Origin of the sequence: Haemophilus parainfluenzae (assembly GCF_014931275.1) — a bacterium.
In the GTDB taxonomy this organism is placed as follows: Bacteria; Pseudomonadota; Gammaproteobacteria; order Enterobacterales; family Pasteurellaceae; genus Haemophilus_D.
In genome coordinates, this window is sequence record NZ_CP063110.1 from 1,360,534 (window position 1) to 1,384,934 (window position 24,401).

Consider the following 24,401-nt stretch of genomic DNA (forward strand, 5'->3'; position numbering starts at 1 on the left):
TTTTAACCGCACTTTTTTATTTCACCTCAGCACCTTTCAACCAGCGTCTGACCCAACTGCGGTTTGGCATTAAGTTATGAATCAGATCTTCACTCATCGGTAAGGGTTCACCATAAATTAAGGAAGCCAGTGTTTCACCCAAAAATGGCGCAGAAGTTAATCCTCTAGAGCCTAATGCGCCGATTAAGTAGAGATTAGGGTAGTTTTCAGCTTGTTCTATTGGCTGTTTACGGCGGCGTAAATTAAACAAATTTTGATATTGTGTTTGCTGAGCTGAAAAATGCGGAACAGCGCCTATTATTGGCGTAAGATCACGTACCGAACAACGCACACCGATTCGAGCAAGATTACCCGATGTATCCACTTCTTTTGTCCATTCTTCAGGTATATTTTGCTGAATTTTTTGTTGATTTTCTTGCTGTTCAGTTAGGCTAAATTCACGAGTCGCATTATCACGAACATGACTTGCACCAATACAATGACTGGTTTTTGCTTGATCGACTGGCGTCAGGTAGCCGTCATAGCACAACACGGTTTTGAGTTTAAGTAACTTTTCCGATGTCGGAATTTGGCTCACTTGTCCTCGAACAGGATAGAGTGGGAGTTTTTGTGTTTGCTCAAACTCAGTGAGTTTATGTCCGTTTGCTAAAACAACCACTTCATGGCAGAAAGTTTCATTTTCAGCAGTGGTGATTTGCCAACCATTTTCTGTTTGAGAAAGTTCGGTTGCTTTTTGTGAGGTTTTAATCTGGACACCTTTTTTTTCTAAAAAGGCAAAAGCATGTTGAACTAACTGACGTGGTGCAAGCCAAGCGCCTTTAGGGATAAAAGCGCCACCAAAAGGTAACGGTAAGCCCACTTTTTCACTTAATTCAGTTTGGTTTAGTGACTGATATAAATCAGAAGGCAAATTCAGCTTAGCGATTTTATTTAATTTACTTTCAGCTTTCTCATTGTAAGCACAAAGTGCGACACCACAGAACTCATATTCAAATTCGATTTGTTGTTGAATTGCCCATTGTAGAAATTGATGGCCATAGGCAAAAGCATGAATATAAAAACGAATATTACGCTCGTTATCATCGCTCAGTTGCGGATAAAAGGCACCCTGTTTATTGCCAGATGCATTGAGGGCAGTTTGTTCATCTTCGCAATAAATTGTGATTTTAGCCCCACGTTTAACCAATGAAATAGCTGTACAAAGCGAGGCAACCCCACCACCAATAATGGCAATATCTTGTTCTTTGAGATTGGCTGGCTGACTATGAAACCAGGATGTAGAAAGTGCGGTCAGTTTTTCCTGCGTTTTTTGACCAGAAAGACATTCCCGTTTTTTACCAAAGCCTTTGCGTTTCTTAATATTAAAGCCCGCATTTTCTAAGCCTTTTCTCACCGCACTTGCCGCAGTAAAAGTCGCAAAGGTGCCTTGTAGCTTGGTAAAACGAAACATTTGCTGATAAAGCTGCTCGTTCCACATGTCGGGGTTTTTACTTGGTGCAAAACCATCTAAAAACCACGCATCAATTTTACTATTCATATAATCGCCCAGCTGTGGCAGATTTTCAGCGACATCGCCAAACCAAAGATCTAACGTGGTTTCATCAAAATGAAAACGATAGCAACCTTGAATGGGATTAAGCCAATGCTGTTGTAAATGCTGAGCAAGATGAGAAAATTGCGGATAAGCTAAATGGGCTTGTTGTAATGCATCAAGTAGCAAAGGGTATTTTTCAAAAGAGATAAAATAAAGGCGTTTTAAAGGCGAATCAGGGTGTTTTTGACGAAATTCACGGAATAGCGTAGTCACCGCAAAGAAATTTAATCCTGTGCCAAACCCCGTTTCAGCAATAACAAAGTGGGCTTCTTGATAATTAACCCAACGTTCCCACAACTGATTACCTTCTAAAAACACATAGTGGGTTTCCGCTAAACCATCTTGATTAGAAAAATACACATCATCAAATTTATCCGAAACAGGCGTATTCTCTTGGTTAAAATGAATTTTTGCGTGCTGAATGGTGAACATGTGTTAGCCCTTTTTTGCCTTATCAAATTCTTTTATAATAGCACGGAAATTTTGAGACGGTTAAAACTTAACTGGTCGAACAAATGAATTATTGCTTGCAATATTTTCATTTCATAGTAAATTGCGTTCAGCTAACAACTGTAAGTTGAATTAAATTTCCCCTAACTCATAAGGAATAAAGAATGAAAAGAGCTGTAATTACTGGTTTTGGTATTATTTCAAGTATCGGTAACAACAAAGAAGAAGTTTTGGCTTCATTAAAAGCAGGTAAATCTGGTATTGAAGTCGTGCCTGAGTTTATTGAAATGAAAATGCGTAGCCATGTTGCCGGCACAATCAAACTTGATCCGAGCGAGCATATCGATCGTAAAGTGTATCGTTTTATGGGTGATGCGGCAGCTTATGCATACCTTTCTATGCGTGAAGCGATTGAAGATTCAGGTTTAACAGAAGATCAAGTTTCAAATGACCGTACAGGTCTTGTAATCGGTGCAGGTACTGGTTCAGCTCACAACCAATTAGTGGCTTGTGACGCAGTACGTGGTCCACGCGGTGTGAAAGCGATTGGTCCTTATGCGGTAACTAAAACCATGGCATCAAGTGTGTCAGCTTGTTTAGCAACTCCTTACAAAATCCGCGGTGTGAATTACTCAATCAGCTCTGCTTGTGCAACGTCTGCACACTGTATCGGTCACGCAGTTGAATTAATCCAATTAGGTAAACAAGATGTGGTTTTCGCGGGTGGTGCGGAAGAATTATCTTGGGAATGTGCAACTGAATTCGATGCAATGGGTGCGGTTTCAACTAAATACAATGATACCCCAGAAAAAGCTTCTCGTGCTTACGATGCAGACCGTGATGGTTTCGTTATCGCAGGTGGTGGTGCTGTTGTAGTGGTTGAAGAATTAGAACACGCATTAGCACGTGGCGCAAAAATCTACGCAGAAATCGTGGGCTATGGTGCAACCTCTGATGGTTACGACATGGTAGCGCCAAGTGGTGAAGGTGCAGAGCGTTGTATGAAACAAGCAATGGCAACGGTAGATACCCAAATTGATTACATCAACGTACACGGTACATCAACACCAGTTGGTGACGTGAAAGAATTAGGTGCGATCAAAAATGTATTTGGTGACAAAATTCCAGCGATTTCTTCAACCAAATCAATGACTGGTCACTCTTTAGGTGCAGCAGGTGCACACGAAGCAATCTATACCTTATTAATGCTACACAATGACTTCATTGCACCAAGCATTAATATTGAAAAATTAGACGAAGCGGCAGAAGGCTGCAATATCGTGACTGAAACAAAAGAAAATGCAGGCTTACAAACTGTCATGTCAAACAGCTTTGGTTTTGGTGGTACAAACGCAACTTTAGTGTTCAAACGCTATAACGGCTAATTAAATACCTCTTAAAATTTAACCGCACTTTGGATCTTCCAAGTGCGGTTTTTTCTTATAATCTCTCCCTTTCTCCTTACTCAGCAGAAAAATCAACACTTAAAATGTGATCCAGTTCAAAATTTTGAACAAAAGAATAAAAAATTTTTATTTTTATAAAACTCCATATAAAACTACAATTTTCTGCTTTTTGTATTGATTATCTTTATTTAAATCTTAATATTTGTATTTTGTTAGTTTTTAATACTTTTTAATTCGTATTTTCAGACTTTTCTCATGCTGGACAAGCCATTTTCTTTCGGTATGATGTTTCCATTGTTTTGACACGAATCGTAACAAATAAAAGTGCGGTCAGTTTTAGGAGTAAAATATGAAGAAATTATCCGGTGCGGAAATGGTGGTTCAGTCTTTGCGTGACGAAGGCGTTGAGTATTTATTTGGTTATCCGGGCGGTGCCGTATTGGATATTTATGATGCAATTCATACTCTTGGTGGGATTGAACATATTTTAGTTCGTCATGAGCAAGCTGCGGTACATATGGCAGATGGTTATGCGCGTGCGACAGGTAAAGTAGGTTGTGTGTTAGTAACATCAGGACCAGGTGCGACCAATGCGATTACAGGTATTTTGACCGCTTATACTGATTCTGTGCCAATGGTGATCATTTCAGGTCAGGTAATGAGTAGCTTAATCGGTCGTGATGCGTTCCAAGAATGTGATATGGTGGGGATTTCTCGCCCAGTGGTTAAACACAGCTTTATCGTTAAAAAAGCTGAAGACATTCCGGGTATCTTGAAAAAAGCCTTTTATATTGCTTCAACAGGCCGTCCAGGTCCCGTTGTCGTAGATATTCCAAAAGATACCGTAAACCCAACATTAAAATATCCTTACGAATATCCAAAATCTGTTGAGCTTCGTTCTTATAATCCAACGGTAAATGGTCACAAAGGTCAAATTAAGAAAGCGTTAAAAGCATTATTAGTGGCTAAAAAACCGGTTTTATTCGTGGGTGGTGGGGCAATTGCGGCAGGTTGTCATGAAGAATTAACGCAATTTGCACAACGTTTAAATTTACCAGTAACTTCATCATTAATGGGGTTAGGCGTATATCCAAGTACCGATAAACAATTTTTAGGCATGCTTGGGATGCACGGGACTTATGAAGCTAATACAGCGATGCATGAAAGTGATTTAATTCTTGGTGTTGGGGTGCGCTTTGACGACCGTACCACTAATAACTTAGATAAATATTGCCCGAATGCCAAAGTGATTCAGATTGATATTGACCCAACCTCTATTTCTAAAAACGTACCTGCCGCGATTCCAATTGTAGGTAATGCGAAAAATGTATTGGATGAATTCTTAAGTTTATTAGGTGAAGAAATCGGTTCGCGTCCGCAAAATCACTTAGAAGATTGGTGGAAACAAATCGATGAATGGAAAGCGAAAAAATGCTTAGATTTCGATCGCACTTCAGGCGTCATCAAACCACAGCAAGTGATGGAAGCGGTGTATCGCATTACAAAAGGCCAAGCTTATGTAGCATCAGATGTAGGTCAGCACCAAATGTTTGCCGCATTGCATTATCCGTTTGATTTACCGCGTCGTTGGATCAATTCAGGTGGTGCGGGTACCATGGGCTTTGGTTTACCTGCTGCATTAGGGGTGAAACTTGCACATCCTGACGCAACTGTAGTTTGTGTAACGGGTGATGGCAGTATTCAAATGAATATCCAAGAGCTTTCAACAGCGACACAATATGGCATTCCAGTTGTGGTGATTTGTTTGAATAACCACTTCTTAGGCATGGTGAAGCAATGGCAAGATTTGATTTACTCTGGCCGCCATTCTCAAACTTATATGAATTCTTTACCAGATTTCGTGAAGTTAGCAGAATCTTATGGTCATGTGGGGATTCAAATTTCGACACCAGATGAATTAGAAAGCAAATTACAAGAAGCCTTCAGCATTAAAAATAAATTGGTTTTTGTTGATATTAACGTTGATGAAACCGAACACGTTTACCCAATGCAAGTTCGCGGCGGGGCGATGAATGAGATGATCTTAAGCAAACCACAAGAGGAGAACGAATAATGCGTAGAATTTTATCTGTTTTATTAGAAAATGAATCCGGTGCATTATCTCGAGTGGTCGGCTTATTTTCCCAACGTGCATTTAACATTGAAAGCTTAACCGTAGCACCTACGGACGACCCAACCCTTTCTCGTATGACGATTGAAGCGGTAGGAGATGAGCAAGTGCTTGAGCAAATTGAAAAGCAACTTCACAAATTAGTGGACGTGTTTAAAGTCATCAATTTGAGTGAACATGATCACGTAGAGCGTGAAGTGTTATTAGTGAAAGTGCGAGCAACGGGTTCATCACGTGATGAATTAAAACGTTTAGCCGACATCTTCCGTGGTCAGATTGTGGATGTAACAACAAAATCTTACACTATTCAATTAACGGGTACAAAAGACAAATTAGATGCTTTTGTTGAGGCTGTGAAAGAAGAAAGTACATTACTTGAGATTGTTCGTTCAGGCTTAATTAGTCTTTCCCGTGGCGAGAAAAATATACTCTAATGATGTGGAAAGTGCGGTTAAAAATGACCGCACTTTTTTATGTAAAAAAGGAAGTCATAATGGACTTCCTTTTTGTTTATTCTGAATGGATATTAGGCTTCAGATTTATTAGTTAGTGCGATATATAAGCAAACCGCAAAGCCGGCAATTAAAAGATGAGGCGTAAAGGCTGCAACGCCTGAAGGAGCCGCTGCTAAGCCAAAGTTATGTGCCGCAGCTGCGCCAAGTAGCATACCGAGCACAAATAATGCTGAGTCATTGTTCCCTTCACCAATATTGACTAATTGCTTACCAGGGCAACCGCCGCCTAATGCAAAGCAAAGACCGCAAAGCGCCATAGAAAGGAAATTGTAGAGATAGTCATTATGCGCGATAGGTTGTTTTTCAAAGCCTAAATGGAATTGACCTAATAAAGCATTGGTTACTGCTGCAAAGACAATCAATGCAATCACACCGTTTAATAAGTGTGCATCACGGAAGAGGACAAAGTTTCGGAATGCCCCAATGGTGCAAAAACGCGATTTTTGCATCAGCACACCGAGAAGTAATCCGCCAGCTAGTGACATCCAAATAGCCGCATGTTGTGCACCCGGGCCTTTTTCAGAGGTGTAAATCGCGAGATTTTCACCAAATTTAAATTGGGTTAAGGCTAAAACAAGCAAAATTACGGCAAAGATTGGACCGATTAAGCCCGAAGATTGGCTTTGTTCCTTCGATTTACCTAATGAGAATCCTCGATTAGCGAAGAAAATGCCACCCAATACGCCAGCAAATAATCCTACGATACCTGCAATTGCAGTGAGATCACCGCCACCTAATCGTAAATAAGCACGCCATGGACAACCTAAGAAAATCAGCGCACCAAGCATCGCAAAAAAGCCTAAGCTAATACGAGCGAGTGGGGCAGAGCCACCACGAGGTTTGAATTCCTTAGATAAGAATGCACTGGCGAGTGCTCCTAAAACTAATCCAATGAGTTCTGGGCGAAGGTATTGTAATGGGGCTGCGTGGTGTAATCCAAGCGATCCTGCTGTATCGCGTAAGAAACAAGCCGCACAAAATCCCATATTACCAGGATTGCCATTGTAAGAGAGAAGTGGCGCAACGATACCAAGTGCAGCACCTGCAACCACAGGCCAAGTTAAAATTTTCATAATTAGACCCTTGTGATATCTGAAGTTAAATTGAATTGTGTGTTTTTAATAATAAAAACAAAGGTATTGTAGAAAGAGTTGAAAAATAAAGAAAGTTTATTTTTTTGAAATTGTGAGCAGGATCAAAGATTTATTTTAGGTCGCATGAACTTTTCAATATATCCCCTAACGAATTGATAAATAGGTATTATTTGGCAGTTGTGTTAGTATGTAGATTAGCCTTAATTTCTTGTGTTATAGGCTAAGAAAAGTGAAAATAATCAAAGCTTATTTAGTGAGAATTCTCATCAGATATAAAGGTAACTCTTTCTGGAAGGAGCAACACTAATGCTTATAAAAAATAAGAGTTGAATTAAAGGAAAAAGTATTTATGAGTAAGTTTATTAAATTAACTTTGAAGTTTGTAAGCTTTCTATGTATTACTATATTTTTAGTGTTTTTAATATTCACTTTTAACTATAGATCTTATAATGATTATCACTACAACTCACCAGAAGAGTTCTTTAACTCAGAGTCATTTTCATGGTACGTGAATATTTTTCCTAAAAGTGCTAATAATATATTCTTGAGGGCTTTTATAGAAACCAATGAAATGATTGTTGTTTTTGATGTTAATAAGACTGATGAAATACCTATTTCTCAATTTTACAAGGTAGCCTCTATCGATAGAGGTATGGCTTTCTTAAAAGATGTAAATATTCCAGGTTCTAAAAAACAATATTTTTTAGAAGGTGGTAATTTAAATTTATATTGTTATATTTATCAAAACCAATTTCCTTATCTAGTGAGTCGATCTGATTCAGAGAATAATGATATAGCACATTATATATTTATATCACTCAGAACAGATGAGGTTCCAGAGCTTTGTCAATAAATTTGAATCTTATAAAGTATTTTTACCACTTAAAATGTTTTGTTTACGCATATCTCCCCAAGTGCAATTCCACAATATCGACTAAATGTCGAAGAAATGTGGTGTCTTGGTCGTTGTGGAAACGGTCAGTATCTCGAGATTTAAAGAGTAAAAGTGCGGTTAAATTTAACCGCACTTGGGATATGTTATTCAGCAGGGTACCAATGCAAATGTTCAAAGGCTATCTGACATGTTTCCCCTTCTTTCGGACCAGAATCTCGTCGTCCAATTTGAACACGAATATCTTGATCTCCAACTTGGATATTATAATCCGTCACTTCACCAAGATAAGAGCGACGTTTTACGACACCAGGGATTCCACCTTGTTGAACAAATTCAATGTCAGATGGACGGCTTGCTAATATGGCTTTACCTTGTGAAAGTAAGTCATTATTTGGCATTTCTGGAAGATTGAAAATACCATCAACTTTATCAATATGAATACCTTGCGATGCTAGGTTTACATTTAATTGATTTGATAACCCGATAAAATTGAAGACAAACTTGTTAGCTGGGTTATTATAAATATTTAATGGGGTATCAATTTGTTGTACTGCCCCTTTTTTCATGACCATAATACGATCTGAAAGTGCCATCGCTTCAGATTGGTCATGAGTCACATAAATAATTGAGAACCCAAATTTTTTCTGTAATGCCTTAATTTCAAAACGCATTTCTTCGCGAAGATGGGGATCTAAGCTTGATAATGGTTCGTCTAGTAACATGACGTCTGGGTTGATTGCTAATGCTCTAGCAAGAGCCACACGTTGTTTTCCGCCACCAGATAAATCATCAGGGCTTTTCTTGGCAACACTAAGTAAATTAGTGTGTCTTAAGGCATCAGTTGTTCGTTTTTCAATTTCTTGTGCTGAAATATTTTTGAGTTTTAACGGAAAGGCAACGTTATCGTATACCGTCATATGTGGCCATACTGCAAAGGCCTGAAAGACCATACCGAAATTGCGTTTCTCTGGCGGGAGATAGAAATTGTTTTTCTTCGATGACAGTAATTTATCACCGACTTTAATTTCTCCTCCGTCTAAGTCTTCAAAGCCAGCGATCATTCTTAGGGTTGTTGTTTTTCCACAACCTGATGGCCCTAGCATAGAGAAACATTCTCCTTTTTCGATAGAAAGGTTAAGATCTTCAATGGCAATAACATCACCAAATTTTTTCATGACATGATTTAATTGAATATAGCTCATCTTTTACTCCTAACCTTCTATTTTTGAGTTTTCTTTTCAGCATAACGTTTAATAACGGTTTGACCTAACACAATAATTATTAGGGCAATACCCGCTAATGCCGCAGAATAAACGGTTTCACCATCTTCATTTAGGGTATAAATTGCTACCCCGATGGTTCGTGTAGAAGGACCATATAACATAACAGAAACGGTCAATTCACGTAGAGCTGGAAGGAAAATCAGGAAGAAAGCAGCAATCATCCCTGGTCTTACGAGTGGGATAACAATATCTTTTAAGGATTGCCACATACTTGCTCCACATGCTCGAGAAGCTTCAACTAATGAATCATGTACTTGCTCAAGTGCTGCAGAGTTAGCTTTGAGTGAGAAAGCCATATAACGTGCAATGTAAGCAATTAAAATAATCCAAACTGTGTTGTAGAGATTGATACCAAATTTACCACTCCAGGCAAGGATCACCCCAAGAGCAATGACAGAGCCTGGTACGGAGAATGGCAACATCCCTAAGAACTCAAGAATGCCTTTTCCGCGAACACGCATTTTAACGATAACATAAGAAATCATTACCCCGGCAAACATGGTAATCAGTGCTGCAGCAAGACCGAGAGTCACACTATTGCGAATTGCATCTTTTGTTAACTGCCATTCAAATAAGATGAATTTATAGTTATCTAATGTGAGATTTTCCCATGTAATTGGTAATCCATAGGTTTTTAATCCTCCAACAAGGAAAATCGTGACTGTAGGCAATACGATTGTAAAGGCGATGTAGAGTAAGCAAATAACAAGCAACGGTTTTCTCAAACCACGAAGTTTTACTTCAATAGGTCTAAAGCTTTTACCTGCAATAATTTGGAAGCGGCCTTTATTTAAGATTTTGTTTTGTAACCAAATAATCAGTGCTGCAGTGAATACTAAAACAGTTGCAAGTACAGTACCGGTACGAATGGCTTCAAAACTACCAGCACTTTGGTGAATGCGTTCATAAATGAGGGTTGGAATGTTAAAAATACCATTTTCTACGCCCAGTACGGCAACAGTACCAAAGTGAGCCATAGAATAGAGCATAATGAGTAATGCACCAGAAAGGATACTTGGCATGACGAGTGGAATGGTAATTTTACGTGTAATGGTAAAGAGGCTTGCGCCTGAGATTCTCGCTGATTCTTCTAATGTAGGGTCCATGCGCTCTAATGCACCACAGACTTGGATAAAGACGAATGGGAAAAGATACATCGTTTCTACAGCCATAATACCGGCGTAGCTATAGATATTAAAAATAGGTCCATCAAATCCTAAATCCATGAAGAATTGGTTAATGTAACCAGAACGTGGTGAAAGTAACATTTTCCAAGCTAATGCCCCAATAAAAGAAGGAAGCATAAAAGGTACAAGGAACATCACTTTCATAAAACCTTTATAAGGTAGATCTGTTCGAGTCACTAACCAAGCAAAAAATGTACCAATAATCGTACTCATCACAGTTACGCCAGATGCGATGAAAAGTGAATTGAGTAATGCTTCATAGGTTTCTTCTTGCTTAAGAATATTCACCACATCGGTGATATTAAATTGCCCATCAACCCAAAAAGAATTGAGGAAAATAAGTAAAACAGGAACCGCAACAACGATAACTAAGATACCGATAGATAAGGCTAGAATAACGTTAGCAATATTAAATGGATGATTATTTTGAATAGTTGTAGCCATAATAAACCCCTCTAGATTTCTTTAGCAGAATCAAACCAAAGCAAATCATGAAAACTGATAAAGCAATTTTCACCTTCATTGAACATTAAATTATTACGTAATGCTTTATTAGTTGGGATTTCTGTTCGTAGTGTTACACCGTCAATCTCTACCATATAATCCATTACCGCGCCAAGAAAGCTGGCTCTTGATATTTTTCCTAGTAAACCTTCATTGTCTTTGCTTAGTATGATATCGGAAGGTCGACATCCTAATTTTCCTGAGTTAGGTGGCAAGTTTTTCCAGTTTAAAATTTGATTACCTTCTCCAATATAGTGATGATTATTTTCGTATCGGACTGGAATGAAATTGGCGAGTCCCATAAATTTAAATACCATCTCATTTTCTGAGCGCTCATAAATGTCCCATGGTGTTCCAACTTGTTGGATATCGCCATGTTCATTCATAATGGCCAAACGATCTGATATTGCGAGGGCAATTTCCTGGTCATGTGTTACGTACAGAATAGTAATACCGAGTTTTTTCTGTAATTCTTTAATTTCAAAACGCATTTCTTCTCGAAGATTGGCATCCAAATTATTGAGAGGTTCGTCCAAGAGCATTAAAGATGGTTTAGCAACTAATGCCCTTGCGAGAGCAACGCGCTGTTGTTGCCCCCCTGATAATTGAGAAGGTAAACGTTCTTCTAAACCAGTTAAATTAACTAATTCAACCACTTCCATCACTTGTTTATGGAGAGCTTGTTTTTCAATATTCTTTAATTTAAGAGGGTAGGCGATATTGTCAAAGACAGTCATATGTGGCCAAACAGCATAATCTTGGAAGACCACACCTAGACCGCGTTGATCTGGCGGAATATCCGTGTTTGTAGCGGGATCGGCAACAACCACATCATCAATTAAAATACGGCCACTATCTGGCACATCGAATCCTGCAAGCAGGCGTAATAAGACAGTTTTTCCACAGCCGGATGGGCCAAGAAGCGTAAAACATTCTCCATCTTGTACAACTAAGGACAGATTTTTTAACACTTCATTTGAACCGAATTTTTTGGATACATTTTCAAATGTAATTGTTGCCATAATCACTACTCCTTACTGATTAACGACCTTGAAGAATTTGAGTGAAATGTTTAATTGTTTCTTCTTTTTCTGACATTAATTTTTCATAGTCAATAGGAATCGCTCTTGACACGGCATCTTCTAGAGATGGCATACCAAATTTAGCATCAAGTTCAATACCTTTTCTAACTGGTAATGTTCCTTCATTTGCAATGATTTTTTGCCCATCTTCAGAAAGTAAGAAGTCAATAAATTTTTGTGAAGCAGCAAGGTGTTCAGTGCCTTTTAAGATTGCTGCAGGGCTAGGGATGACGAGCGTTTCTTTTGGATAAACCAATTTTAATTGCGCGCCTTTTTTAATTTTATCGTTGGTAATATAGTCAACAGCGAGAGAGGCTAATAAATCACCAGATGCGGTATCGTCGATAACTTGTCCTGCACCTTTACCCACTTTAGCTTTATTTGCTTTTAATTTTTCAAAGAATTCCCAACCAAATTTATCTTTTAATAAAGATACACTCATATATGACGTACCCGATAATGCAGGGTTTGCAATACCAAATGCACCTTTATATTCAGGTTTTAAGATATCAGCCCATTCAGCAGGCGGGTTATCTTTAACGAAGCGGGTATTGTAGGCGATTGCTAGCGTACCGAGGCGGATTGGGGTAAAAGAACCATCGAAGTTAGGGATAGGATTAACAATATTAGCCGTTTCAGGAGAAACATAAGCTTCAAGCATGTCGTTTTTTTTCATTTGGAAGAAGTCAGGTACTTCACTTGTCCAAATCACATCGGCCATAATTTTCCCGGATTCTTTTTCCGTTGCAATTTTAGCCATCAATTTTCCGGCGCCGGCAGACTGATAATCCATTTCAACATCTGGATGTTTTTCAGTAAATTTTGCTTTTAATGCACCAATTAATGATTCTTTCATTGATGTGTACACAATTAATTTTTCTTGTGCCGCAGCCATATTACTAAGTGACATACCTAGTCCAATGGCAATCAATGTTAAAGACATTTTTTTATTCATAATGAAACCTCACTGAGATAGGGATAAAATCAGTAAATGAGATCAAACTACGATCGCCATTTATACCAAAACATCTAATCTACAAAATACGCTTAAATATTTGAATATAAAAGTCTAAATTTAAATAATTTTCAGATTTGTGATAGAGATCACTTAATAACGTTTAAAGCCATCTTCCCAAATGCAATTCCACAATATCGACTAAATGTCGAAGAAATGTGGTGTCTTGGTCGTTGTGGAAACGGTCTGTGTCTCGAGATTTGAAGAGTAAAAGTGCGGTTGGTTTTTGCGGTGTTCCACCCAAACGGCAAATCACTACAGAGCCGATAGGGAGCTCTTCTGGAAGGAACATGAGGGCTTTTTCTTTATTGGAGAGATCGCCTAAATAGAATTGGCGTAAGCCCATGCGCTCTAGGCGAATAAGTTCAAAGGCTTTTCGGTCTAACCAATGTTGTTCAGGAATAGTGCTATTTTTTTGCCAACTGTCAGTAAAAAGTAAGATTTTTGCACCTTCTAGCTCATAGCCTTTCGCCCAGTCATCAAGCTTTTCATTGATGGCGATAAAGTCTTCTGTTTGAAACAGCTTCTTCTGCAAAGGCAAGAGAGCAAAGAAAATATCTGCTTCTTGATGGGCAAGTTGATGAAATTTTTCGAGGAGTTGAGTAAGCGTTTTGATCTGTTCTCGTTGCTGAGCAAGCTGTGCTTCGACTAAGGAAATCGTCCCTTCTTCATGGCTATGCGGAATGGTAAGCTGTTGAAGTAGTTCTGGGCGATGAGTAAAAAAATCAGGGTGATTTTTTAGGTAGTCAGCAATATCTTGTTCAGTCATCAAAAACTCCTTAAAAAATAACCGCACTTGGTTATGCCAAAGTGCGGTTTATTTTTATGCTGTTTTAGGCCGCAAACGGATCGCGTAAAATCATTGTTTGAACACGATCTGGACCCGTTGAAAGGATAGCGACTGGCACGCCAGTTACTTCTTCGATACGTTTGATGTAATCACGGCAAGTTTGCGGTAATTTATTTACATCAGTGACACCGAAGGTGTTTTCTTTCCAGCCTGGTAAGGTTTCGTAAATTGGCTCCACGCCTTCCCAATCTTTCGCTGCTAATGGTGCATATTCAACGATTTCGCCATTTGGCATTTTGTAAGCCGTACAGATTTTCACTTCATCGAAGCCATCTAATACGTCTAATTTGGTCATACAGAAGCCAGAAATAGAGTTAAGTTGAATTGCACGGCGAATGGCTACAGCATCAAACCAACCACAACGACGAGGACGACCAGTTACCGCACCAAATTCATTACCTTTACGTGCAATTTCAGCACCAGTTTCATCGAATAATTCTGTGGTGAATGGACCGCCACCAACACGCGTACAGTATGCTTTGATGATACCTAACACATAATCAAGGTTACGAGGACCGAAACCAGAACCTGTTGCTACGCCACCGGCAGTGGTGTTAGAACTGGTTACATACGGATAGGTTCCGTGGTCGATATCAAGCATGGTACCTTGAGCACCTTCAAATAAAATGTTGTCGCCATTTTTGCGAGCAGTATCTAAAATAGTTGTCACATCTGCTACCATGCCAGTGATGATATCAGCTACTGCGAAGACATCATCTAATGTTTTTTGATAATCAACAGGTTCTACTTTGTAGTAGTTCACCAATTGGAAATTATAGTATTCAAGGATATTTTTTAATTTTTCAGCAAAGGCTTCGCGATTGAATAAATCGCCCACACGTAAACCACGACGAGCCACTTTATCTTCATAAGCGGGGCCGATACCACGACCGGTTGTACCAATAGCTTTTTTGCCTAACGCGGCTTCACGAGCGTGATCCATTGCAACGTGATAAGGTAGGATTAAAGGGCAAGCTTCTGAAATTAATAAACGTTCACGTACTTTTACGCCACGGTTTTCTAATTCGCCCATTTCTTGCATTAATGCAGCAGGAGAAAGTACCACACCGTTACCGATTAAACAGGTCACGTTATCACGTAAAATACCAGATGGAATTAAGCGTAATACAGTTTTTTCACCATTAATAATTAACGTGTGACCTGCGTTGTGACCACCTTGGTAACGCACCACATATTTTACTCGATCTGTTAATAAATCAACGATCTTGCCTTTCCCTTCATCGCCCCACTGAGCGCCAAGAACAACAACACTTTTTCCCATAATTTCCGCCTTAAGTTTGCGTAAGTTTATAAATCAGACAAACGATTACTTTACTCTTTTTTTGCCGTAATCTCAAATTTAAAACGTAAAAAAGTGCGGTTATTTTTAACCGCACTTTCTCTAAATTTATTATTCAAACAATGATTTATGTAATGAACGTACTACGTCATCCGCTTTGTCACTATGCGCTAGCATACAAATGTTATTCGTGCTTGCACCATAGCTAATCATGCGAATGTTATAACCTTCAAGTGTGTCGAAAATACGTTTTGCTACACCGGAAGCAAGGTGTAAGTCATTTCCAATTAATGCGACAAGTGATAGCCCTGTATCGACTTTCACGGTGCAATATTGACTTAATTCTTCTAATAATTCTGGTGAAAGTAATTCAATACCAGATGAAGCAGAACCTGTTTTATCTAACGTTAATGCAATGCTCACTTCAGAAGTGGTAATCGTGTCCACCGAAATTTTATATTTGGCTAAGATATTGAATACATTCGCAAGGAATCCTTGGGCATGTAGCATGCTTAAGCTTGAAAGCGTCAATAAAGTTTGATCACGACGAACTGCAATTGCACGGAATGTTGGACGTGGTTGAGGATCGCGTGTTACCCAAGTACCGCCAGCATCTGGCGCTTTACTTGAACCTACATAAACGGGAATATTACTGCGTACAGCTGGAAGTAATGTTGCGGGGTGTAATACTTTAGCGCCGAAAGTTGCCATTTCAGCAGCCTCAGCAAAGCTCATGGTATCAATACGTTTTGCTTCAGGGACGACACGCGGGTCTGTGGTATAAATTCCCGCTACATCCGTCCAAATTAATACATCTTTTGCGTTTAATACTTCCGCTAAAAGTGCCGCAGAGTAGTCACTACCACCACGACCTAAAGTAGTTGTTTTACCACCTGGTTCACGGCCGATAAAACCTTGGGTGATGACTAATTCACCTCGGTCGATTAATGGTTTTAATAAATTATCGCAATTTGCTTGGGTTTGAGCATCATCTGGTGACGCTTTACCAAAGTTATCATTGGTTGCGACTAAAGTACGCACATCGACCCAAGTAGCTGAGGTTTGTAATTCTCTTAATACTTCAATGAAAATTTGCGTTGACATCATTTCACCGTGGCTAATGAGCTCATCAGTTAAAGCAAGTGATGTTGCAAGGCTAGCTGCTTCAGAAAGTGCGGTAATATTTTCTAAATATTTTTCAATGATAGGGCGAACACGGCTGTCGTCTTTTAATTCATTTAAAATGTTTTCTTGAATTTGACGGACTTCACCGATTAATTTTGCGCGCTCTTCAGCTTCGACACCATTAGCTAGGGCAACTAATAAGTTCGTTACACCGGCTGATGCGGAAAGCACGACAACGCGAGTATTAGGATCTGCAATGATGATTTTGGCACAGGCCTGCATAGCCGAATAGTTTGCAACGGATGTACCACCAAATTTTGCTACCGATAAATGAGACATAAGATAATCCTCTAAAAATGAAAAGTAAGATGTTGTGTTTTGTGATGGGTATTAGAAATAGCGATTTCATCAAAAATTGTCAAATAAATACTCCAAAAAAATAGAGTAAAAAACCAATTATTTAGATATTTTTTGATTTAACAGGGTAAAAATTAAAGAATCATTAACTATTCGGTAGGAATTGGCAGAGGTTCTGGTGCACCGAGGAAATAAGGTTTTACACCGATAATTAAGTCTAATACGGCTTTTACACGAGCAAACATTTCGCGAACACGTGTCCCGAAATACACGTCAGGTTGTTTCGCAGTAAAGCAAATTGCATCAATATCATAGTGTTTAGCAATCAACAGCGCGCGTTCACAATGGAATTTTTGGCTGATAATAGTAAAAGAGGGCACTTGGAAAACTTTATTTGCTCGCACAACAGAGTCTAAGGTGCGGAATCCCGCAAAATCTTTAAACATCACACTTTCAGATACACCCATTTTACGTAGATCCAAAAACATCGTGCGTGGTTCGTTATATTGAAGCGTGCGATTATCACCACTTAGTAGTAAATAATCGACTTTATCTTGCTCGACCAAGAGTTTTGATGCTTCTAAGCGGTAATCATAATATTTATTGGTTTTGCCTTTAGCCACATATTTGGATGTGCCGAGTACCAATGCATAATGGCGATGCGGGAGCGTTTCGAGATCTTCATACACGCGGTCTTGTACATAAAAGCTCACGGCACGATCAATGGTGAAGCAACCAATCAAAACAAGTAAAAAGAGCCCCAAGGCGTAACCGAGGAGTTTTTTTAGCGGAAGGCACAAGAGCCAGGAAAGTGCGGTCATTTTTGACAGCGTTTTGGATAGTTGCATTTTGCTAACATACTGAAAAAACAATGTAAGTTCAAGTGTAATTTGTTTACTGAATTGATAAGAAAATATTTAGACGTCTAAACGTCTAAAATTTCTTGACAAAAAAAATGAGCTGTTGATAATTGGTGAACCATCAACGTAAAAGGTTATCATTTCAATGGCTGTGCAAAATGTCGTGCTTTTTCAAGACAATCCACTCCAATTAACATTGGGCGGACAGCTCTCGCCTATTAATGTCGCGTATCAAACTTACGGCACTTTAAATGCAGATAAAAGCAATGCTGTATTGATTTGTCACGCTTTAACGGGAGATGCAGAACCTTATTTTGATGAACCGAATAAAGATGGCTGGTGGCAAAACTTTATGGGAGAAGGTCTAGCTTTTGATACATCTAAATACTTTTTTATTTGCTCAAATGTATTAGGTGGTTGTAAAGGCACAACGGGCCCGAGTTCGATAAATCCAATTACTGAAAAGCCTTATGGTAGCCAGTTCCCAAATATCATCGTTCAAGATATTATCAAAGTGCAAAAAGCTTTGCTTGAACATCTTAGTATCCCGCATTTAAAAGCAATAGTGGGGGGGTCTTTTGGTGGTATGCAAGCTACACAATGGGCAATTGATTATCCAGATTTTATGGATAACATTGTCAATCTTTGTTCTTCTATCTTCTTTAGTGCGGAAGCCATAGGTTTTAACCATGTCATGCGTCAAGCGGTGATTAATGATCCGAATTTCAATAATGGTGACTATTATGATGGCACGCCACCTAATCAAGGCCTTTCCATTGCACGAATGTTAGGAATGTTAACGTATCGTACCGATGTGCAGTTGGCTAAGGCATTTGGTCGTGCAACTAAATCTGAAGGGCAATTTTGGGGCGACCACTTTCAAGTAGAATCCTATTTGAGTTATCAAGGCAAAAAATTCTTAGATCGTTTTGATGCCAACACTTATTTGCATTTATTACGTGCACTGGATTTATATGACCCAAGTGTTGGTTATGCGGATGTAAAAGAAGCTTTATCTCGAATTAAAGCATGTTATACGTTAGTCTCTGTGACGACAGACCAACTGTTTAAATCTATTGATTTGCATAAAAGTAAACAACTTTTAGAACAAGCGGGAGTCGATTTAAAATTTTACGAATTCCCATCGGATTATGGACATGATGCCTTTTTAGTAGATTATACGGCGTTTGAGCACAAAATTCGAAGCGGGATAGAAGGCGAGTTAGAATAAAAGGAATAGAAAAGGCGGAATTTCCGCCTTTTTTGATTTTTATAAATGGCTCACGAAACGTGATAAATCTTTTGGTTTACACTCTTTTTCTAATTTTTCAGCTGCTGTACCAATTTGTAATAAGGCAACAATCTTATCATTTTTACCACAGCCAAATGCTTCACGTAATTCACGTCCTTCAATAAGTGGACCCGTTGCCCAAAAACTATCAAAGCCTAGCGCATTACCAGCAAGTTGAAGAGCATAAGTTGCTGCACCTGCAGTAAGCATTTGTTCCCAACCAGGAACTTTGGCGACTTCATGATTAATTTTAGCAATGACGGCAATAACCATCGGTGCGCGGCGTGCAAAATTCTCTGCTTTTTTTAGTCGCTCTTCACCTAAATTAAATTCAGTTACAGCTGCTTTGAGTAAGTTCTCTAGTTTACTTAAGCCAGTGCCTTGCATCACGACAAAATGATAAGGTTCGAGTTTACCATGATCGGGTGCACGTAAAGCAGCTTGAAACATTTGTTCTAATTGCACTTGGCTAGGTGCAGGTGCCGTTAATTTTTTATTGGATTTGCGTTGTGTTAAAAGAGTTAATGCGTCCATAGTGTTTTTCCCTTTTTTTAGTTTTAAGTGCGGTTAATTATAACATAGTTTTTCACTAAACTTTATGATAGGCTACGCACAATTTTTATTTCTGTTTTTAAAGGTTTAATTTCGCATGAATAACATCTTAAGCGTATTGAAATTTTGTTGTAAAGCACTCAATTTTATCCGAAATCTTGTGATGAATTTTGTGTTTTTATTATTTGTTTTAGCGTTGATTTTTCTTGTCGGCCTTTTGGGGCATGGTAAGAAAAGCCAAGTCTTATCAGGTGATCAAGGTGCATTATATTTAAATTTAACGGGCTATCTTGCGGATAACACGGAAGATATGTTGAGTTGGGAAAAGGAACTCCAACGTTTAAATAATGAAAAAGTCTCTTATAAATATTCAACCTTTGATGTGGTGCAAAGTATTTTATCTGCGAAAGATGATGAACGAATTCGTGGTTTAGTGTTGAATTTAAATGACTTTGAAGGGGGGGATCTTCCATCATTAGAGTATGTAGGAAAGGCCATTCAAAGTTTTAAAGAATCACAAAAGCCAGTTATTGCTTATGCTGACAATTACACACAATCACAATATTTTCTTGCGAGTTTTGCGGATGAAATTTATCTCAATCCGATTGGACAAGTCAGCATTCAAGGTTTACGTTATGAAAATCTTTACTTCAAATCCATGCTCGAAAAACTTGAAATTACGCCGCATATTTTCCGAGTAGGGACATATAAGTCCGCGGTAGAGCCTTTCTTGCGTGATGATATGTCGCCAGAAGCAAAAGCGAATATGCAAAAATGGCTTGGGGGCATGTGGCAAAACTATATGCAAACATTAATGGTTAATCGCCATATTACCGCTAATGATGTATTACCGAATGCACAAAAATATATTAGTGATTTAAAAGCGTTAAAGGGTGATGAAACGGCTTATGTGAAAAAACGTCAGTTAGTGACACATTTTGCGACAAGATTGGATTTAGAGAAAAAATTGACCGCATTTTTTGGTCGAGATGCAGAGGGAAATACTAAATTATTAGATTTTGAAGATTATTTATCTGATTTAGGTGATCGTTTCTCTGTTGATCCAAATGAAAAAAATATCGTTGCTGTAGTTAATGTCGAAGGGACAATTATTGATGGGGAAAGTGATGAGGAATCAGCTGGTGGCGATACCATCGCGAAGTTATTGAGACAAGCCTACAATAACGAGAAAGTAAAGGCGGTTGTTCTCCGTGTTAACTCACCGGGTGGCAGTGCATTTGCCTCTGAAATTATTCGCCAGGAAACCGAAAATCTCCAAAAAGCAGGTAAACCTGTTGTGGTATCTATGGGCGGTATGGCTGCATCTGGTGGTTATTGGATTTCTTCGACTGCAGACTATATTGTGGCAGATAAAAATACGATTACGGGCTCAATCGGAATTTTTGCATTATTCCCAACCTTTGAAAATGCAATCAAAAAAATGGGAATGAGTACCGATGGGGTAGCGACAACAGATCTCGCGGAAACGTCAGCTTTAAGTCCATTGAGTAAAAATACTCAGGATATTTACCAACTCAGTATTGAAAATGGTTATGACCGCTTCTTAGATGTCGTAAGCCGTGGTCGTCAGTTATCAAAAGATAAAGTAGATAAAATTGCTCAAGGCCAAGTTTGGTTAGGGCAAGATGCACATAAAAATGGTTTGGTGGATGAATTAGGTGATATAGATGTATCTATTGATAAAGCTGGTGCTCTAGTAAACCAAAATCCGGATAAATATATGGATAGCTTTAGTGTGCAATGGTTGGTTGATGAAGATAATAGCTTCTTAGCTCAATTAGATCGTAAGCTTAAACAAAAAGGTCAAGCCTTGCTGACAAATTGGTTGGGATTGCCACAGGAAGTGCATCAAGTGAAAAAACAACTGAATGTGTTAACCAAATTTAATGATCCAAAAGGGCAGTATTTGTATTGTTTAAATTGTGGTTCGGTTAAGTAAAACAGTAAAATATAAAAAGGGCGGAATGTAATTTCCGCCCTTATTTTTTACCCAAATCGCTTATTTTTCATTTTTGATATTAGAGAAAATGTTCGCCAAAATTGGACCCGATACATTGTGCCAGAAACTAAATAAAGCACTTGGCACCGCCGCAATCGGGTTGAAATGAGCGGCAGCCAGTGCTGCACCTAAAGCAGAGTTTTGCATGCCCACTTCAATTGCCACCGCTTTACTATCCGCTGTATTAAGTTTAAATAATTTTGCCGCAAAGTACCCAATTAAATAACCTAAGCAGTTATGTAAAACTACTACGCTGAAAATTAATAGGCCTGATTCTATGATTTTGTCTTTGCTTACTGCCACTACCGCTGCCAAGATTAAGACGATAGAAATAACAGAGACTAATGGCATAGTTTGGCTTGCTTGTTCTACTTGTTTTTTGAAGAGTGCATGAACGACTAAACCTAAGAAAATTGGGAACAATACCATTTGTAATACAGACATAAACATCGCGCCCGCATTAATATCTAACCATTGGCTTGCTAATACATAGAAAATAGCAGGGGTTAATATTGGTGAAAGTAAGGTTGAGATTGTAGTACAAGTAACAGAAAGTGCGGTGTTACCTTTCGCTAAATAAGTCATTACGTTTGATGAAGTACCACCTGGGCAAGAACCCACCAGAATCACACCAACCGCTAAATCAGCAGGCAAATCGAAAGCTTTCGCTAATCCGAATGCGATAGCTGGCATAATAATAAATTGGCCCGCTACCCCAATTAATACAGATTTAGGATGTTTAGCCACTTCACTGAAATCAGCAAAGGTTAAGGTAATCCCCATACCGAACATCACTAAACCTAAAAAGTAAGGAATGAATGGTGCAAAAATTTTAAATTGTGCTGGGAAGAGAAAGGCGAGAAGAGCAAAAACAATCGCCTATAATGCGAAAGTTTTGCTCACAAAGTTAGTGAGTTTTAATAATGCTTGCATAGTTGCTTTCCTATTTTGTTAAAAGAATGAAAAGAGCGGTCAATTTTAAAGACGTTTTTTTGAGATGTCTATGCCTAACTTGTATTTGAAGATGATTAGGAAGTGGTTGTTTGCCAAGCATTTTCATCGAGCAATTGACCAAAATGACTTTCCACAAGAAGGCGGGTAATATTGTTTTGAGGATTGGTAAAGATTTCTCTTGGTGTACCTGATTCGATAATTTCACCTTCATCCATCACCAAGACTTGATCCGCAATATGTTTGATAATCCCTAAGTGTTGTCCGACATAAATATAGGAAATACCCAAATGTTCTTGTAAATCTAGAATTAGATTAAGCAATTGAACACGAACGGAGGCATCTAATGTACCAAGTGCGTCATCGATAATAATCACTTCAGGCTGCAGAATGAGTGCACGAGCCAAAGCGATCCGCTGTTTTTGACTAACAGAGAGATGTTTAATTTTAAGATTGGTGTAATCAGGGTAAAGTCCTACTAACGAAAGGGTTTCAAAGATCTTTTGATTACGTGTTTCTTCATCCCAGTCGGTAATTAATCGCAGCGGTGCATCTAAGGCTTGGCCAATATTCAACCGAGGATTAAACGCTGAATTTGCATCTTGTAAAACCATTCGGATATGTTGTGCACGATAGTGAAAATCTTCAAATTGGAGCGGTAAATCATTAAATAAGATTTTCCCCGAAGTAGGGGGCGTAATCCCTGCGATCATTTTCACTAAGGTCGATTTTCCTGAGCCATTTTTTCCAATAATCGCAAGTGTTTCTTTCCGACTAAGCGAAAAGCTGACGTTCTTTACCGCATAAAACTGCTCAGACCCAAAAAGTTTGGCTGGACCATCAAAGGTTTTACTGAGATTTTCCACTTTTAATAATGGCATTATTCGTTTCCTTTTGATTCAGTGTTAAGCGTAAGCGGTGAAGCGGCTACTTTATCTTTAAACTGCCGTTCTCGAAGATTTATCGGATGATGGCAGGAGAACTCATGCTGTTTAATGCGATAGCGGCTTGGTTTTTGAATACATTCACGTTGAGCGAAAGGACAACGTGGCCCTAAACGACAACCAATCGGCATTTGTTCCAAAATCGGTACGGTGCCTTCTAGTGTCCCTAATTTGCTTTTAAAACTTAAAGGACGACTAAAATCTGGCACAGAGTAGAGCAATGCCTGCGTATAAGGATGGTGAGGCATTTCTAATATTTGGTCGGTTGGCCCAGACTCTGTATTTTGCCCACAATAAAGGACGGAAATACTATCACACCATTCGCTGATACTTTTAAGATCGTTACTGGCTAATAAAATTGTCGTACCTTGGTTTTGGTTCATACTTGAAAGCAAGCGGAAAATTTGCAATGCCGTAATGGATTCCAAAGAATTAGTGGGTTCATCCGCAATTAGTAATCGAGGTTGATTCGCCACTGCTATAGCTATCATCACCTTTTGACCTTCACCTTCAGTGAGCTCATCAGGATAACTCGCCATAATGTCTTTGTGGTCTTTAATCCCTACACGGTGTAGCAATTCAATTGCGCGACGTTTTTTCCAACCAAACCATTGCCACCAACGGCCTTTAAACGTCCAGTTTGGAATACTTTGGATGAGTTGTTTCCCAATTTTTCGACTTGGATCAAGGCAGCTTAATGGATCTTGGAAAATCATTGAGATTTCTTTTCCGACGATTTTTCGACGTTGATTAGGTGTCAGTTTAAGTAATTCAACATCATTAAAACGAAAACGGTCAGCGGTGACAATCCAGTTGTCTTTGATGGAATTGCTGATTACTTTAGCGATTAAACTTTTACCGGAGCCTGACTCACCGACAAGTCCTAGAATTTCACCTTCATTAAGCGAAAGATTGACGCTGTCCACAATTTTTATGCGGCCGTTTGGTGTTTGAATTTCAATATTAAGATTGCGAATATCTAACAGCGCCATGGG

The 24,401-nt window shown here is 38.8% G+C and carries 20 protein-coding genes and 1 pseudogene; 6 read left to right on the plus strand and 15 right to left on the minus strand.

What is annotated here, in order from left to right:
- Positions 1-16 precede the first annotated feature (16 nt).
- Complete coding sequence (gene mnmC, locus INQ00_RS06710) at positions 17-2,026, minus strand: bifunctional tRNA (5-methylaminomethyl-2-thiouridine)(34)-methyltransferase MnmC2/FAD-dependent 5-carboxymethylaminomethyl-2-thiouridine(34) oxidoreductase MnmC1 (protein WP_197546575.1); 2,010 nt, start codon at positions 2,024-2,026, stop codon at positions 17-19.
- 182 nt (positions 2,027-2,208) lie between these two features.
- Here mnmC and fabB point away from each other — a divergent pair, with 182 nt between their 5' ends.
- The 3 genes from fabB to ilvN all read left to right on the plus strand — a co-directional run bounded on the left by fabB (position 2,209) and on the right by ilvN (position 6,015).
- The gene (gene fabB, locus INQ00_RS06715) at positions 2,209-3,429 is read left to right on the plus strand and encodes a beta-ketoacyl-ACP synthase I (protein WP_197546576.1); all 1,221 of its coding nucleotides are present in this window, start codon (positions 2,209-2,211) and stop codon (positions 3,427-3,429) included.
- A 370-nt stretch (positions 3,430-3,799) separates the two neighbouring features.
- Complete coding sequence (locus INQ00_RS06720) at positions 3,800-5,524, plus strand: acetolactate synthase 3 large subunit (protein WP_049372483.1); 1,725 nt, start codon at positions 3,800-3,802, stop codon at positions 5,522-5,524.
- Positions 5,524-6,015, plus strand: coding sequence for an acetolactate synthase small subunit (ilvN, locus tag INQ00_RS06725; RefSeq protein ID WP_014065217.1), 492 nt, complete (start codon positions 5,524-5,526; stop codon positions 6,013-6,015). Before INQ00_RS06720 ends, ilvN begins: the two co-directional genes overlap by 1 nt.
- 92 nt (positions 6,016-6,107) lie before the next feature.
- Here ilvN and yedE read toward each other — a convergent pair whose 3' ends face one another.
- The gene (yedE, locus tag INQ00_RS06730; protein WP_197546577.1) at positions 6,108-7,169 is read right to left on the minus strand and encodes a YedE family putative selenium transporter; all 1,062 of its coding nucleotides are present in this window, start codon (positions 7,167-7,169) and stop codon (positions 6,108-6,110) included.
- Between the two features lie 370 nt (positions 7,170-7,539).
- On the opposite strand from yedE, the gene INQ00_RS06735 reads away from it, so the two are divergent.
- Entirely contained in the window at positions 7,540-8,043 is a 504-nt protein-coding gene (locus INQ00_RS06735; RefSeq protein WP_049365917.1) for a hypothetical protein, read from the plus strand.
- A 43-nt stretch (positions 8,044-8,086) separates the two neighbouring features.
- Here the strand turns inward: INQ00_RS06735 and INQ00_RS06740 are convergent.
- The 9 genes and pseudogenes from INQ00_RS06740 to INQ00_RS06780 all read right to left on the minus strand — a co-directional run.
- A pseudogene (locus INQ00_RS06740) lies at positions 8,087-8,203 on the minus strand (DUF484 family protein); the annotation flags it as partial.
- Between the two features lie 25 nt (positions 8,204-8,228).
- Positions 8,229-9,287 carry an ABC transporter ATP-binding protein gene (locus tag INQ00_RS06745; protein WP_197546578.1) on the minus strand — a complete coding sequence of 353 codons (1,059 nt, stop codon included), beginning with the start codon at positions 9,285-9,287 and terminating at the stop codon, positions 8,229-8,231.
- A 17-nt stretch (positions 9,288-9,304) separates the two neighbouring features.
- Positions 9,305-10,999, minus strand: coding sequence for an ABC transporter permease (locus tag INQ00_RS06750; RefSeq protein WP_014065220.1), 1,695 nt, complete (start codon positions 10,997-10,999; stop codon positions 9,305-9,307).
- Between the two features lie 11 nt (positions 11,000-11,010).
- Positions 11,011-12,081, minus strand: a complete 1,071-nt coding sequence (locus tag INQ00_RS06755; RefSeq protein ID WP_054419277.1) for an ABC transporter ATP-binding protein — start codon at positions 12,079-12,081, stop codon at positions 11,011-11,013.
- Between the two features lie 19 nt (positions 12,082-12,100).
- Entirely contained in the window at positions 12,101-13,096 is a 996-nt protein-coding gene (locus INQ00_RS06760) for an ABC transporter substrate-binding protein (protein WP_197546579.1), read from the minus strand.
- Positions 13,097-13,259: 163 nt separating this feature from the next.
- Complete coding sequence (locus tag INQ00_RS06765) at positions 13,260-13,925, minus strand: DUF484 family protein (RefSeq protein WP_197546580.1); 666 nt, start codon at positions 13,923-13,925, stop codon at positions 13,260-13,262.
- Positions 13,926-13,989: 64 nt separating this feature from the next.
- Positions 13,990-15,288 (minus strand): adenylosuccinate synthase, encoded by a 1,299-nt coding sequence (purA, locus tag INQ00_RS06770; RefSeq protein WP_197546581.1) that lies wholly within the window; start codon positions 15,286-15,288, stop codon positions 13,990-13,992.
- A 129-nt stretch (positions 15,289-15,417) separates the two neighbouring features.
- Positions 15,418-16,770, minus strand: a complete 1,353-nt coding sequence (gene lysC / locus INQ00_RS06775; protein WP_197546582.1) for a lysine-sensitive aspartokinase 3 — start codon at positions 16,768-16,770, stop codon at positions 15,418-15,420.
- Positions 16,771-16,937: 167 nt separating this feature from the next.
- Positions 16,938-17,636: a SanA/YdcF family protein gene (locus INQ00_RS06780; protein WP_420026369.1), complete on the minus strand. Its 699-nt coding sequence runs from the start codon at positions 17,634-17,636 to the stop codon at positions 16,938-16,940.
- A 157-nt stretch (positions 17,637-17,793) separates the two neighbouring features.
- Here INQ00_RS06780 and metX point away from each other — a divergent pair, with 157 nt between their 5' ends.
- The gene (gene metX, locus INQ00_RS06785) at positions 17,794-18,879 is read left to right on the plus strand and encodes a homoserine O-acetyltransferase MetX (RefSeq protein ID WP_197546583.1); all 1,086 of its coding nucleotides are present in this window, start codon (positions 17,794-17,796) and stop codon (positions 18,877-18,879) included.
- Between the two features lie 39 nt (positions 18,880-18,918).
- On the opposite strand, the gene INQ00_RS06790 is transcribed toward metX, so the two are convergent.
- The gene (locus INQ00_RS06790; protein ID WP_054419286.1) at positions 18,919-19,473 is read right to left on the minus strand and encodes a nitroreductase family protein; all 555 of its coding nucleotides are present in this window, start codon (positions 19,471-19,473) and stop codon (positions 18,919-18,921) included.
- A 115-nt stretch (positions 19,474-19,588) separates the two neighbouring features.
- Between INQ00_RS06790 and sppA the strand changes: the two genes are divergently transcribed.
- Complete coding sequence (gene sppA, locus INQ00_RS06795; RefSeq protein ID WP_232086596.1) at positions 19,589-21,451, plus strand: signal peptide peptidase SppA; 1,863 nt, start codon at positions 19,589-19,591, stop codon at positions 21,449-21,451.
- Positions 21,452-21,511: 60 nt separating this feature from the next.
- On the opposite strand, the gene INQ00_RS06800 is transcribed toward sppA, so the two are convergent.
- From INQ00_RS06800 to INQ00_RS06810, 3 genes are all read right to left on the minus strand, one after another.
- Positions 21,512-22,387, minus strand: coding sequence for a bile acid:sodium symporter family protein (locus INQ00_RS06800; RefSeq protein WP_232086621.1), 876 nt, complete (start codon positions 22,385-22,387; stop codon positions 21,512-21,514).
- 152 nt (positions 22,388-22,539) lie between these two features.
- Positions 22,540-23,343: a peptide ABC transporter ATP-binding protein gene (locus INQ00_RS06805; RefSeq protein WP_197546584.1), complete on the minus strand. Its 804-nt coding sequence runs from the start codon at positions 23,341-23,343 to the stop codon at positions 22,540-22,542.
- Positions 23,343-24,398 (minus strand): peptide ABC transporter ATP-binding protein, encoded by a 1,056-nt coding sequence (locus tag INQ00_RS06810; protein ID WP_197546585.1) that lies wholly within the window; start codon positions 24,396-24,398, stop codon positions 23,343-23,345. Before INQ00_RS06810 ends, INQ00_RS06805 begins: the two co-directional genes overlap by 1 nt.
- Between the last annotated feature and the right edge of the window lie 3 nt (positions 24,399-24,401).

Bases quoted from the DNA above. Each gene is read 5' to 3' on its own strand.
- INQ00_RS06790 (WP_054419286.1), bottom strand. From the start codon at position 19,473: ATGGACGCATTAACTCTTTTAACACAACGCAAATCCAATAAAAAATTA.
- INQ00_RS06805 (WP_197546584.1), bottom strand. From the start codon at position 23,343: ATGCCATTATTAAAAGTGGAAAATCTCAGTAAAACCTTTGATGGTCCA.
- mnmC (WP_197546575.1), bottom strand. From the start codon at position 2,026: ATGTTCACCATTCAGCACGCAAAAATTCATTTTAACCAAGAGAATACG.
- INQ00_RS06780 (WP_420026369.1), bottom strand. From the start codon at position 17,636: ATGCAACTATCCAAAACGCTGTCAAAAATGACCGCACTTTCCTGGCTC.
- ilvN (WP_014065217.1), top strand. From the start codon at position 5,524: ATGCGTAGAATTTTATCTGTTTTATTAGAAAATGAATCCGGTGCATTA.
- INQ00_RS06765 (WP_197546580.1), bottom strand. From the start codon at position 13,925: ATGACTGAACAAGATATTGCTGACTACCTAAAAAATCACCCTGATTTT.
- yedE (WP_197546577.1), bottom strand. From the start codon at position 7,169: ATGAAAATTTTAACTTGGCCTGTGGTTGCAGGTGCTGCACTTGGTATC.
- sppA (WP_232086596.1), top strand. From the start codon at position 19,589: ATGAATAACATCTTAAGCGTATTGAAATTTTGTTGTAAAGCACTCAAT.
- lysC (WP_197546582.1), bottom strand. From the start codon at position 16,770: ATGTCTCATTTATCGGTAGCAAAATTTGGTGGTACATCCGTTGCAAAC.
- metX (WP_197546583.1), top strand. From the start codon at position 17,794: ATGGCTGTGCAAAATGTCGTGCTTTTTCAAGACAATCCACTCCAATTA.
- INQ00_RS06745 (WP_197546578.1), bottom strand. From the start codon at position 9,287: ATGAGCTATATTCAATTAAATCATGTCATGAAAAAATTTGGTGATGTT.
- INQ00_RS06760 (WP_197546579.1), bottom strand. From the start codon at position 13,096: ATGAATAAAAAAATGTCTTTAACATTGATTGCCATTGGACTAGGTATG.
- INQ00_RS06755 (WP_054419277.1), bottom strand. From the start codon at position 12,081: ATGGCAACAATTACATTTGAAAATGTATCCAAAAAATTCGGTTCAAAT.
- purA (WP_197546581.1), bottom strand. From the start codon at position 15,288: ATGGGAAAAAGTGTTGTTGTTCTTGGCGCTCAGTGGGGCGATGAAGGG.
- INQ00_RS06750 (WP_014065220.1), bottom strand. From the start codon at position 10,999: ATGGCTACAACTATTCAAAATAATCATCCATTTAATATTGCTAACGTT.
- INQ00_RS06720 (WP_049372483.1), top strand. From the start codon at position 3,800: ATGAAGAAATTATCCGGTGCGGAAATGGTGGTTCAGTCTTTGCGTGAC.
- fabB (WP_197546576.1), top strand. From the start codon at position 2,209: ATGAAAAGAGCTGTAATTACTGGTTTTGGTATTATTTCAAGTATCGGT.
- INQ00_RS06810 (WP_197546585.1), bottom strand. From the start codon at position 24,398: ATGGCGCTGTTAGATATTCGCAATCTTAATATTGAAATTCAAACACCA.
- INQ00_RS06735 (WP_049365917.1), top strand. From the start codon at position 7,540: ATGAGTAAGTTTATTAAATTAACTTTGAAGTTTGTAAGCTTTCTATGT.